Annotated in this window: 11 protein-coding genes; 9 read left to right on the top strand and 2 right to left on the bottom strand. The window is 71.0% G+C overall.

Translation table 11 applies throughout. The annotated features are described in order from the left end of the window. The 4 genes from A8G18_RS11755 to A8G18_RS11740 form a co-directional block, all read left to right on the top strand. The coding region (locus tag A8G18_RS11755) for a phytoene desaturase family protein (protein ID WP_064064015.1) at nt 1-1,380 on the top strand (1,380 nt) is incomplete at its 5' end. Beyond that, nucleotides 1,377-2,255, top strand: coding sequence for a carotenoid biosynthesis protein (locus A8G18_RS11750; RefSeq protein ID WP_064064014.1), 879 nt, complete (start codon nt 1,377-1,379; stop codon nt 2,253-2,255). The genes A8G18_RS11755 and A8G18_RS11750, both read left to right, overlap by 4 nt. Further along, nucleotides 2,252-2,974 carry an LppM family (lipo)protein gene (locus A8G18_RS11745; protein ID WP_016934567.1) on the top strand — a complete coding sequence of 241 codons (723 nt, stop codon included), beginning with the start codon at nt 2,252-2,254 and terminating at the stop codon, nt 2,972-2,974. Before A8G18_RS11750 ends, A8G18_RS11745 begins: the two co-directional genes overlap by 4 nt. Continuing rightward, complete coding sequence (locus tag A8G18_RS11740; protein ID WP_084421728.1) at nt 2,944-4,164, top strand: glycosyltransferase family 2 protein; 1,221 nt, start codon at nt 2,944-2,946, stop codon at nt 4,162-4,164. The genes A8G18_RS11745 and A8G18_RS11740 overlap by 31 nt, the downstream gene beginning before the upstream one ends. A 22-nt stretch (nt 4,165-4,186) precedes the next feature. Here A8G18_RS11740 and metF read toward each other — a convergent pair whose 3' ends face one another. Beyond that, complete coding sequence (metF, locus tag A8G18_RS11735; RefSeq protein ID WP_172506108.1) at nt 4,187-5,131, bottom strand: methylenetetrahydrofolate reductase [NAD(P)H]; 945 nt, start codon at nt 5,129-5,131, stop codon at nt 4,187-4,189. 218 nt (nt 5,132-5,349) lie between these two features. Here metF and A8G18_RS11730 point away from each other — a divergent pair, with 218 nt between their 5' ends. From A8G18_RS11730 to A8G18_RS11715, 4 genes are all read left to right on the top strand, one after another. After that, nucleotides 5,350-6,396, top strand: coding sequence for a polyprenyl synthetase family protein (locus A8G18_RS11730; RefSeq protein WP_064064013.1), 1,047 nt, complete (start codon nt 5,350-5,352; stop codon nt 6,394-6,396). A gap of 5 nt (nt 6,397-6,401) precedes the next feature. After that, a complete protein-coding gene (gene crtI, locus A8G18_RS11725) occupies nt 6,402-7,934 on the top strand; it encodes a phytoene desaturase family protein (protein ID WP_064064012.1) in 1,533 nt (510 codons plus the stop codon). Between the two features lie 125 nt (nt 7,935-8,059). Further along, a complete protein-coding gene (locus A8G18_RS11720) occupies nt 8,060-9,646 on the top strand; it encodes an alpha-(1->6)-mannopyranosyltransferase A (RefSeq protein ID WP_207213499.1) in 1,587 nt (528 codons plus the stop codon). 16 nt (nt 9,647-9,662) lie between these two features. Then, complete coding sequence (locus tag A8G18_RS11715; protein ID WP_064064016.1) at nt 9,663-10,577, top strand: phytoene/squalene synthase family protein; 915 nt, start codon at nt 9,663-9,665, stop codon at nt 10,575-10,577. 20 nt (nt 10,578-10,597) lie between these two features. Here the strand turns inward: A8G18_RS11715 and A8G18_RS11710 are convergent, their stop codons facing one another. Next, on the bottom strand, nt 10,598-10,969 hold the full coding sequence (locus tag A8G18_RS11710; protein ID WP_245207852.1) for an Rv2175c family DNA-binding protein: 372 nt from the start codon (nt 10,967-10,969) through the stop codon (nt 10,598-10,600). Nucleotides 10,970-11,151: 182 nt separating this feature from the next. On the opposite strand from A8G18_RS11710, the gene A8G18_RS11705 reads away from it, so the two are divergent. After that, nucleotides 11,152-11,928: protein kinase domain-containing protein (locus A8G18_RS11705; RefSeq protein WP_157100850.1), on the top strand; the 777-nt coding region annotated here is incomplete at its 3' end.

Below are 11,928 nucleotides of genomic sequence, written 5' to 3'. Positions count from 1 at the left end.
CTCGATCTCGCCGCCCACGGACTGCGCTACATCGACTGCGACCCGTGGGCGTACGCGCCGCCGCCCGCAGGCACCGACCGCCCCGGCATCGTGTTCCACCGCGATCTCGACCGGACCTGCGCGTCCGTCGAGGCCGCGTGCGGGCGCCGGGAAGCCGACGCGTACCGCCGATTCGTGCAGGACTGGGGCCCGCGCAGCGCGGCGGTGATGAAGTCGTTCACCCATCCCCCGACCGGCCGGCATCTGCTGTCCTCGTTCTGGGGTCTCGACGCCGGGGAAGGCGGCAGCGCCCTGTCCCGCCGTTTTCTCACCACCGGCGACAGCCTGCTCGACGAATACTTCGACGACGAACCCCTGAAAGCGGCACTGGCCTGGTTCGGTGCGCAGTCCGGACCGCCCATGTCCGAACCGGGCACCGCGGCGATGGTGGGCTTCGCGGCCCTCATGCACACCCTTCCGCCGGGCCGCGCGGTCGGCGGGAGCGGCGCGCTGACCCAGGCGCTGCTGTCCCGACTGCGTTCCGATGGCGGCACGGTGACCTGCGGCGACGCCGTCACGGAGATCGGCCGCTCCGGCGATCTGTGGACCGTGCGCACCGCATCGGGACGCTCCGTGCGGGCCCGCAGGGTCGTCGCCGGCTGTCACGTCCTCACCACACTGGAGCTGCTCGACCGCGGCGGATACGACCGCGGCCGGCTCGAAGGCTGGCGGCGCAGCATGCGGGTCGGCCCGGGCATCGGCATGGTCCTGCGGCTGGGCACCGATTCGCTGCCGCACTACCGCGGGTGCGACGAACCGGAGCTGACCACCTCGGGTCTGCAACTGCTCGTCGACGACCGCGCCCACCTGCGGGCGGCCCACGGTGCCGCGATGGCGGGAGACCTGCCCCCGCGACCGGCGGTTCTCGCGATGAGCTTCTCGGCACTCGATCCGACGATCGCGCCCGCCGGCAAACACCAGATCACACTGTGGTCCCAATGGCATCCGTACGCGCTGCGGGGCGGGCGACGCTGGGAGGACATCGCCCGATCGGAGACCGATCGCATCCTCGCGGAGATGGAGACGCGATCTCCCGGTTTCACCGCCGGCGTCGAACATTGCCACGTACAGACCCCCGCCGACATCGAGCGCGAACTCGGACTGCTCGGCGGGAACGTCATGCACGTGGAGATGTCGCTGGACCAGATGTTCCTGTGGCGGCCGCTGCCGGAGCTGTCGGGCTATCGGGTGCCCGACGCGCCCGGCCTCTACCTCACCGGCGCCTCGACGCATCCCGGCGGCGGTGTCTCCGGCGCGAGCGGACGCAACGCCGCCCGCGTCGCCCTCGCCGACGCCAGGGGCGGCATCATGGATCGCATGAAGGGCTGGGTGTCGCGATGACCGAGACCTACGCGCCTGCCCCGGCCCACCCGGCCCGATGGCGGACGATCCTTCCCGTCGTCCCGGCCGTCGCCGCGGTCCTCGCCCAGATCGCCTATCCCCTCACCGAGGGTGACGCCCGGGACGCCGCGACCGTCGCGGTCGTCACACTGCTCACCGCAGCCTGCCTCGTCCATGCGGCGCTGAACCGCGGTCCCACCTTCGCCGTCGTCCTGTTCGTGAGTTCGGCCGGTATCGGATACCTGTCCGAGGTGGTCGGCACGATGACCGGCTACCCCTACGGCTGCTACAGCTATGTCACCGACCGTCTCGGGCCGGCGGCCCTCGACGTTCCGCTCGTGGTACCGCTGGCCTGGTCGGCGGGTCTGTACCCCGTGTGGTGCGTGGCCTCGCGCCTCGTCCGCAACGGTCCCGGCCGGGTCGCGGCGGTCACCGTCGGCATGCTCGGATGGGATCTCTTCCTCGACCCCCAGATGGTCGCGGACGGTCACTGGTCGTGGTGCAATGCCGGCGGCCTGCCCGGGATCGGGCACATCCCGCTCACCAACTATGCGGGCTGGCTCCTCGTCGCCGCGATCATGGCGACCGTGCTCGTCCTCGTCGACTCCCGTTCGGACCGCCCCGACACGCCCCGGCACGACGGTGTGCCGATCGCGTTGTTCCTGTGGACGTGGCTCGGTTCGGCCCTCGCCCACAGTGTCTTTCTCGACACCCCCGAGCTCCGCTATTCGGCGCTGTACGGGCTGGTCGTCATGGGTGTGCTGGGCGTTCCCCTGCTGGTCTCGCTCGTCCGCGGACGCGGCGCGAGTGGATCCGGCCCGGAGCCGGTCGAGGCACGACTCGCCGCGAGCGACCCGAACAACCGACGAGGATGACCGTGCCTGGCACCATGTTCTCCGTGCAGTCGTCCACCATGTCCGTCCGCCGTCGTGTCGTCGCGGTCGTGGGGCTCGTGCTCCTCGCCGTTCCGCTCCTCACCGGTTGCCTGCGCGTGCAGGCGACCATGGGGATCTCCTCCGACGACCGCGTGTCGGGGCAGATCGTCGCCGCGACCATTCCCGCCGACGAGAACGATCCCGGCCCCGAGCTCACCGCCCCTTCGGCTCTGGCCGGGAAGGTGCGGGTGCAGGAGTACTCGCAGGACGGCTACGTGGGGAGCCAGGTCTTCTTCAACGACCTCACCTTCGGCGATGTCCAGCAGCTCGCGACGATGTCCGACCAGAGCGCGGGCATGTTCCAGCTCAACCTGCAGCGTTCCGGCGACCTCGTGGCCCTGAACGGACGTGTGGACCTCGAGTCCGCCCCGTCGCAGGGCACGGACGTCCAGTTCACCATCGCGTTCCCGGCCCGGGTGGCGACCACCAACGGCACCCGCGAGTCGGATTCGATCGTGACCTGGAAGCTCCCGGCCGGTGAGGTCAGCAGCCTCCGGGCGGAGGTGCGCTACGCGGATCCCAACACGCGCGGTTTCGCGGGCTGGGCCGGGATCATGGCCGGAGCCGTCTTCGGGGTCACGCTGATCATCGCGGGCACGGCCTGGTTCACCCGCAATCCGGCGCCGCGGTGGTCGGCGACGAGCGGGACACGGTCCTGACCGGCCTGTCGCGCGGACCGGCCCCCACCCCGTGGGAGCGGCTCGTCAGCGGTGGCGCCCTCGTCGCCTCCTACGGCGCGGCGGTCGCCGTCGCGAACCGGTTCGCGCTCCCCCGTCTCGCGCCGGGCCCGGTCGTCGACGAGCAGGTCACCGTCGTCGTTCCCGCCCGCGACGAGGCCCCGCGCATCGGTGCGATCGTCTCCGACCTGCGGGCACAACGAGGACTGCGCGCCCTGCGCGTGATCGTCTTCGACGACGATTCGTCCGACGGCACGGCCGACCTCGCCGCAGCTGCTGCGGAGGGAGACGAGCGCATCACCGTCGTCCGGTCGACGGACCCGCCTGCCGCCGGCTGGACCGGCAAGGCGGCCGCGTGCGCCGCAGCGGTCACTCACGCCGGCTCGGTGGTGGACGAGGGAGTCGTCCTGTTCGTCGACGCCGACGTCCGGCTCGCGCCCGATGCGCTCGCCGCCGCCGTCACCCTGCTGCGCCGCCGGAATGCAGCGCTCGTCTCGCCGTTTCCGTACCAGCGGACCGGGTCTGCGCTCGAGCGCCTCGTGCAACCCCTGCTGTTCTGGTCGTGGTTCTCACTGCTGCCCGTCGCGGTCTCGCACCGCACCCGCCGGCCGTCCATGGCGGTCGCGTGCGGGCAGTTCCTCGTCTTCGACGCCCGGGCCTACGCCGCGATCGGCGGGCACGCGGCGGTCGCGGCGAGTCCCACGGAGGATCTCGATCTCGCCCGGGCGCTACGCCGCACCGGAGAACGCACCACGGTCGCGGCCGCGGGCCGACTCGCGTCGTGCCGGATGTACGACGGACCCCGCGCGCTGGTGGGCGGCTACACGCGCTGGCTGTGGTCGGCGTTCGGCTCTCCCGCCGGGGCTGCCGCGGTCGTGGCGCTGTATCTCGTCGCGTATCTCGTGCCTCCGGCCGCGTCCCTACTCGGAGACGCGCGGACGCGACGCTGGGGCCTGGCCGGGACCGCCGCGGGAGTGCTGTCGCGACTGCTCGCTCGAACGACCGAACGGGGAGGCCGGCGGCACCCGGACGCCCCCGACCGTCTCGCCGGCGACCTGCTGGACGCCGCGGCCCACCCCGCCTCGATCCTGGCCTTCGGCGCGCTCACGGCGTCGTCGATTCGGGCACGGCGGAGCGGACGAGCGTCGTGGAAGGCCCGCACCCTCCCCTGACCGGGGCCGGGACGGGGACGGTTCAGGCCGGCTGCACCGCGGCGGGAGCCTCGAGTTCGTAGCCGAGGCGGGTGAGCACCTCGCCGGTCGCGCGGGCGAAGTTGAGCGTGATGAAGTGCAGGCACGGCGCACCCTCGGAGATCAGACGCTCGCACATCTCCGTGGCGACCTCGATGCCCACCTCGCGTACTGCCGCCCGGTCCTCCTCGGGACCGTCGCCCGCCGCCCGCCGCAGGCGCTCCTCGAGTACGGGCGGCAGCTGCGAACCCGACAGTTCCAGGCTGCGCCGCGCCGAGCGCAGCGACGTGATCGGCATGATCTCGGGGATGATCGGCTTGAGCCCCTGCTCGGCGTCGTGGGCCACGACCCGGTCGCGCAGACGCAGGTAGTGCTCGACGTCGAAGAACATCTGGGTGATCGAGTACTCGGCGCCCGCGCGCAGCTTCTGCACGAGATAGCGGGTGTCGTGATCGAGGTCCGGGGACCGGTGGTGCCCTTCGGGGAAGGACGCGACGCCGACGTGGAAGTCGCCGAGGTCGCGCACCAACCGGACGAGCTCGTCGGCGTACTCGAGGCCCTCCGGATGCTTCTCCCACTCGCCGAGCGGATTACCCGGCGGGTCGCCGCGCAGGGCCAGGATGTTGGTGATACCGCGATCGGCGTAGGCACCGACCATCGCGCGCAGTTCGTCGATGCTGTGCCCGACGGCCGTGAGGTGCGCGACCGGCAGCAGGGTGGTCTCCTCGGCGAGGCGTCCGGTGACCCGAACCGTACGGTCGCGGGTGGATCCCCCGGCGCCGTAGGTCATCGATACGAAGGCCGGGCCGAGACGCTCGAACGTCCGCACGGCACGCCACAGTCGTCCCTCGGCCTCGGCGTCGCGAGGCGGGGAGAACTCGACGGAGAACGGAATGCGGCCCGAACGCGCGGACCCGAGACGGTCCACGATCGACGGGGTCCGAGAAATCCCGCCGTCCTCGGTTGCCCTGACGAAGTCGCTTGTCACCGGTCCAGCATAGGTGGCGCCGCTGCGGCGGGCGCTACCGGCGACGATCCGAGAGTGCGGATAGGCTGGTCGCGGCGCCCCGGCTCCACTCGTCTCCGAGGTGCCGTCACCATCGACCTGGAGGTTCCGTCCTGTCTACCGGCGCCGATCACTTGCTTGCCGAGCAGCTCCCCCACCGTGTGGAGGACTCCCTCCGGCAGTTCTTCGCCTCACGCGCCGCGTTGATCGACTCCGTGGGCGGTGGCTACCGGCAGGCCGTCGACAGACTCGAAGCATTCGTGCTCCGCGGCGGCAAGCGGGTCCGTCCGCGTTTCGCGTGGACGGGCTGGCTCGGCGCCGGCGGGGATCCGACGGGCCCGGACGCAGAGGCCGTCCTGCAGGCATGCTCCGCGCTCGAACTCGTGCAGGCCGCGGCGCTCGTCCACGACGACATCATCGATGCCTCCACCACGCGCCGCGGGTTCCCCACCGTGCACGTCGAGTTCACCGAGCAGCACCGGAAGGCCGGCTGGCACGGCAAGGCAGAGCAGTTCGGCGAATCCGTCGCGATCCTGCTCGGCGATCTCGCCCTGGTGTGGGCGGACGACATGCTGCACTCGTCCGGGCTCGCACCCGAGACCGTCGCGCGGGTGACGCCGGTCTGGGCCGCGATGCGCACCGAGGTGCTCGGCGGGCAGTATCTCGACATCGCCAACGAGGTGGCGGCGGACGAATCGGTGGAGGCCGCGACGCGGGTGAACCGGTTCAAGACGGCGGCGTACACGATCGAACGTCCCCTGCATATCGGCGCCGCCCTCGCCGGCGCCGACGACGACCTGATCGATGCCTACCGCCGCTTCGGCACCGACATCGGCCTGGCGTTCCAGTTGCGCGACGACCTGCTCGGGGTCTTCGGCGACCCGGAGGTCACCGGCAAGCCCTCGGGCGACGACCTGCGCTCCGGCAAACGCACGGTCCTGTACGCGCTGGCCCTCGAGACCGCCGACGGCTCCGATCCGGCAGCGGCCGAGTTGTTGCGCACCTCGATCGGCACCGACCTGTCCGACTCGCAGGTCGAGCAGCTCCGCTCCGTGCTCGTCGATCTCGGTGCCGTCGCCCGGATCGAGGACCGCATCACCGCGTTGACCGACAGCGCGTTCGAGGCTCTCGAATCGTCCGGTGCCACGCAGGAGGGCAAGGCCCTCCTGCGCGACTCGGCGGTCGCGGCGACCCGCCGGGTGGCGTGAGACCGGTGCGGACGGTTTCCGGCGTCGAGAAGGTCGTGGTGGTCGGCGCGGGGCTCGCCGGCCTGTCGGCGGCTCTGCACCTGCGTGGCGGCGGCAAGGACGTGACGGTGCTCGAACGCGCCGACGACGTCGGTGGCCGGGTCGGCAGCTATCACGGGCCGGGCTACGAGATCGACAACGGCGCCACCGTGCTGACGATGCCCGAGTTGATCGACGACGCGCTCGCCGCGGTGGGCGCCGACCGGGACTCCGTCCGTCCGGCGCTCCGCACCCGGCAGCTCTCCCCCGCCTATCACGCGCGCTTCGCCGACGGCACCTCGATCGATGTGCACTCGGATCCCGATGCCATGGTCGCGGAGATCTCCCGGGTGTGCGGGCCCGACGAAGCACAACGCTATCTGCGGTTGCGGTCCTGGCTCGCCGACATCTTCGAGGCGGAATTCGACCGTTTCATGGACGCGAACTTCGACTCGCCGTTCGACTTGGTCTCGTCGCCCGCCGCCGTGCGCGATCTGGTGCGCCTTCTCCGCCTGGGCGGGTTCGGCAGGCTGGGCGCGCAGGTGAACCGCAGGATCACCGACCCTCGCCTGCGCCGCGTCTTCACCTTCCAGGCGCTGTACGCCGGTGTCGCTCCGGCACGGGCCCTCGCGGTCTACGGAGCCATCGCCCACATGGACACCTCGATGGGTGTGTACGCGGTGGACGGCGGTATGCGGTCGGTCGCCCGCGCGATGGCCGCGGCGTTCGTCGAGGCCGGTGGGCGGCTCGAACTCGGCCGGGAGGTGACCTCGGTCGATGTCACCGGCGGCCGGATCGACGGTGTCCGCACCCGCGACGGGCATCGTTTCCCGTGCGACGCGGCCGTCCTGACCCCCGATACCCCGGTCGTCGACGCCGTGCTGCCACGCCGCCGGCGCCGTCGCACGCTGGCCGCGCCCTCGGCGGTGGTGCTGCACGGATCTGTCCCCACCGCGGTGAGTGGCGGCTGGGCGGCGCAACACCACCATGTGATCGACTTCGGCGCCGCATGGAACCGCACCTTCGCCGAGATCACCCGCAGCCGCGGACGCGGCCGCCTGATGTCCGATCCGTCACTACTGATCACCCGGCCCGCACTGTCCGATCCCGGCCTGCGGTTCACCCGCGAGGGCGTCGAACACGAGCCGTTGTCGGTGCTGGCGCCGTGCCCGAACCTCGACAGCGCACCGCTCGCCTGGGCGGAACTCGCGGTGCCCTATCGCAACGAGCTGCTCGACGTCCTCGACCGCCGCGGATACGGCGGGATCACGGACGGGTTCCGCGTCGACCACATCGACACACCCGGGACCTGGCACGCTCGTGGTATGCAGGCGGGCAGCCCGTTCTCGAGCGCGCACGTCTTCCGCCAGACGGGACCGTTCCGGCGACGCAATCTCGACCCGGCCGTTCCCGGCGTGGTGCTCGCGGGTTCGGCGACGGTGCCCGGTGTGGGTGTACCCACGGTGCTGTTGTCCGGAAGACTCGCCGCCGAACGGCTCGGTGTTCCGCGCGCGCGGTGACACGGGGGCACTTCCGCGGGAGCGGCGATACCGGGCGCAGTGCGCCTCGCGTCTCCACTAAACTGTCCTCGTTCGCCAGCATCTGCGCGCCGCGCATCCACGTCCACGGGGGAGGAACCGTACCGATGTCGTCCCCTGCCTCGCCCGACGCCGAGTCGCAGACCTCGCCCGCGCCGGAGGGGACGGCCGCACCGGCACGTGAGCCTTCGAAGTATGCCTTCCTGAGGAGTCCCGCCGGCAATGCCGCGCTGCTCGGCGCGTGCGGCGCGGTGTTCATGACCTTCGGCAGTTTCGGGGCGGGCAGCGTCCGCCGGGTCGATCCGCTGCTCGAGGGCATCTACCTGTCGTGGCTGCGCTTCGGCCACGGCCAGTTGCTCTCGACGATCATCCTGTGGATCGGCGTGCTCGTCATGATCGGCGCGTGGGTGCGCCTCGGCCGGGCCGCCCTCGCCGGGCTCGTGACGGTACGCGATCTGTGGACGGTGCTGCCCGCGTGGACCGCTCCCCTGCTGTTCGCCACACCGATGTTCAGCCGCGACGCGTATTCCTATCTCGCCCAGGGCGCGCTGTTGCGCGACGGCTTCGATCCGTACGCGGTGGGGCCGGTGGTCAATCCGGGTGTCCTGCTCGACAACGTCAGCAACGTGTGGACGACCACCACCACCCCCTACGGACCCGTCCACCTGCTCCTCGGTGCGGGCATCACGTCCATCACCGACGACAATGTGGTGACGGGAACGTGGTTGTGGCGCCTGACCATGCTTCCCGGCCTGGCGCTCATGGCGTGGGCCGTGCCGAAACTCGCGCGCCGCATGGGCGGCAATCCCTCGATCGCCCTGTGGCTCGCGGTTCTGAACCCGCTCGTGCTGATCCACCTCGTCGGGGGCGTGCACAACGAGCTGCTGATGGTCGGTCTCATGATCGCCGGCATCGTGCTGGTCCTCGAGGGCCGCCATCTCGGCGGCATCGCGCTGGTCTCGCTCGGCGCCGCGATCAAGGCCACGGCGGGGTTGGCGTTGCCCTTCCTGGTGTGGGTGTGGATGGTCCACGAACGCGACCGTGCGCGCGCCGAGGGACGCGAGCCCGCAGCGCCGGTCCGTCTGTTCGCCAAAGCGACCGGACTCGGACTTCTCGTGTTCGCCGCGGTCTTCGGTGGCACCTCGCTGCTCGCCGGGGTCGGTATCGGCTGGCTCACCGCCTTGTCCGGTTCGTCGAAGATCATCAACTGGTTGTCGTTGCCGACGATGATGGCCCACGTCGTCACGTGGATCACCCCGTGGCGTCTCGGCTCGATCCTCGACATCACGCGCATGCTCTGCGCGATCGCGCTGGTGGTGATCCTCGTGTGGGCGTGGTGGCGATTCCGCCGCACCGAACGCGACGCGGTCTTCGGGATCGTCGTGGCACTGACCGCCGTGACTCTGCTGTCGCCCGCCGCACTGCCCTGGTACTACTCGTGGCCGCTCGCGGTCGCCGCGGCCTTCGCGATGTCGCCCCGGCTCCTCATGGTGCTCGTCGCACTGTCGACCTGGCTCATGTTGATCTTCAACCCCGACGGGTCGATCGGCATGTACAACCTGGCGCACGTCGCGCTCGCAGTGTTCGCCTCGATCGTCGCGGCCCGCGCTCTGGTCACCTACGATCCGCTGCGCCTGCGACTGCGGCCGCGACCGGCATCGCCCCCGGGTGCTGCGCGGGACGACCGTGCCTGATCGTCCCGCCGGGAGCGTGACCGACGACCTCGCCCGGGCCTATGCCTACTGCGCCGAGCTCACCGCAGAGCACGGACGCACCTACAACCTCGCCACCCGGTTGCTGCCGGCCCCGCGCAGAAGCGCCGTCCACGCGCTCTACGGATTCGCGAGGCATGTCGACGACATCGTCGACGTCACCGCGGTGGACGACCCGGAAGCCGCGATCCGCGGTGTCGACGACGCGCGCGCCCGGTTGCACGCCGCGCTCGCGGGCGATCCGGGCCCGCTCGACGACACCGGGCTGGTGGTCCGCGCACTCGCCGACACGATCGGGCAGTACGGCATCCCGATCGACTACTTCGAGGCATTCATCCGGTCCATGCGCATGGACGTGCCGGGCACCCCCGAATTCCGGTCCCACTATCGGACGATGGAGGAATTGCGCGAGTACATGTACGGCTCCGCGGCCGTGATCGGGCTCGAACTGCTTCCCGTGTTCGGAGTCGACGATCCGGCGGCCGCGCCGGCCGCCGCCGCACTCGGCGAAGCGTTCCAGCTCACCAACTTCATCCGCGACGTGGGAGAAGACCTCGAACGCGGACGCGTCTACATCCCGCTCGAAGTGTGGTCGGCGTTCGGGGTCGACCTCGACCTGCTGCGCGAGGGCAGACGCACCGGGGTGGTCGATCCGCGGGTCCGCCGGGCTCTCGCCCACGCGGTCGCGCTGACCCGTGCCGAGTACCGCAGGGCCGAGCCCGGCCTGGCGCTACTCCCCGACCGGATCCGGCCGGGCATCCGCACCGCGTTCACGCTCTACGGGCGGATCCTCGACGAGGTCGAACGCAGCGGGTTCCGGGTGCTCGACCGGCGTGCGACGGTTCCTCGCCGCACGCGCGCCGCGGTGATGCTCACCGAGTACGTCACCGGTTCACTGTTCCGGCACCGCTGACCCCGGAGAGAGCCGGGGGGTCAGAAGGCGAGCGCCTGCGCCCGCCGCATCACCTCGCGCGCGGATTGCGTGTGCATCGCGGCCACGGGGTTTCCGCCGGGAAGAGAATCGTCCTCGTCGAACAACCACCGCAGGATCTCGTCGTCCTGGTAACCACCGTCGTGCAGCACCGCGATCAGACCGGGAAGGCCCTTGAGGATGTCCCCCTCTCCGTCGAGGAAGGCCTCGGGTACCACGGGCACCCGGTCGCGTTTGAACGCCAGCAGCTGCCGGTCGCGCACCATCTGGTGGACACGCGAGATGGCGACGCCGAGGGTCTTCGCCACGTCGACGAGCTGCACCACGGGGACGGAGCGGTCGAGAACGTCGTCGCAGTAAGGGATTGCACTCACCCCACCACGTTATCGCTGTGCCCGCGCGGGCGGCTACGCGGCTACCGTCCACGGGAGCTGGCTACGATCGACGGGGACGAAATCACTTCGCGCACGCGGAGCCGGACCTTCGTCACGTCGATACCTCGAAGGCCCGGGTACCGGCGTCCCACCATCACGCACGAGACACGGGGGTACACCGGGTGACCGCTGGAGGCGACCGACTGGTCGGCGTCGTGCTCGACCGGCGTTATCGCATCGAATCGCAGATCGCGCGGGGCGGCATGTCGACCGTCTACCGCGGCACCGATCTGCGCCTCGACCGTCCTGTCGCCGTGAAGATCATGGACCCGCAGTTCGCGGCAGATCCCCAGTTCCTGGCACGGTTCGAGTTCGAGGCCAGGTCCGTCGCGCGGCTGACCCATCCCGGGCTGGTCGCGGTGTACGACCAGGGCCAGGACGGCGATCACGTCTTCCTCGTGATGGAGCTCGTCGAAGGTGGCACCCTCCGCGAGTTGCTGCGCGAACGCGGCCCGATGCCGCCTCACGCCGCGGCCGCGGTGGCGGCGCCGGTCCTCGGTGCCCTGGCCGTGGCGCACCGTGCAGGTCTCGTGCACCGCGACATCAAGCCCGAGAACATCCTCGTCTCCGGCAACGGCGAGGTGAAGATCGCCGATTTCGGGCTCGTCCGTGCCGTCGCCGCCGCGACCACCACCTCACGCAGCGTGATCCTCGGCACTGCGGCCTATCTGTCTCCCGAACAGGTCACCGTCGGCAGCGCGGACGCACGCAGCGACGTCTACTCGACCGGTGTGCTCGTGTACGAGATGCTCACCGGCCGCACCCCCTTCACCGGCGACACCTCGCTGTCGGTGGCGTACCAGCGGGTGGAGAAGGACGTGCCCGATCCGAGTTCGGCGATCGACGGGGTGCCGCCCGAACTCGACGCCTTCGTCCGCCGCGCCACCGAGCGCGAACCG

It is taken from the genome of Rhodococcus gordoniae (assembly GCF_001646655.1).
Classification (GTDB): domain Bacteria; phylum Actinomycetota; class Actinomycetes; order Mycobacteriales; family Mycobacteriaceae; genus Rhodococcus; species Rhodococcus gordoniae.
Note: the sequence above shows the minus strand (reverse complement) of the source record. Positions and strands in the feature narration are given on the sequence as shown.

Coding starts and splice junctions, on each gene's coding strand:
- A8G18_RS11745 (WP_016934567.1), top strand. CDS start 2,252: ATGACCGTGCCTGGCACCATGTTCTCCGTGCAGTCGTCCACCATGTCC.
- A8G18_RS11750 (WP_064064014.1), top strand. CDS start 1,377: ATGACCGAGACCTACGCGCCTGCCCCGGCCCACCCGGCCCGATGGCGG.
- A8G18_RS11720 (WP_207213499.1), top strand. CDS start 8,060: ATGTCGTCCCCTGCCTCGCCCGACGCCGAGTCGCAGACCTCGCCCGCG.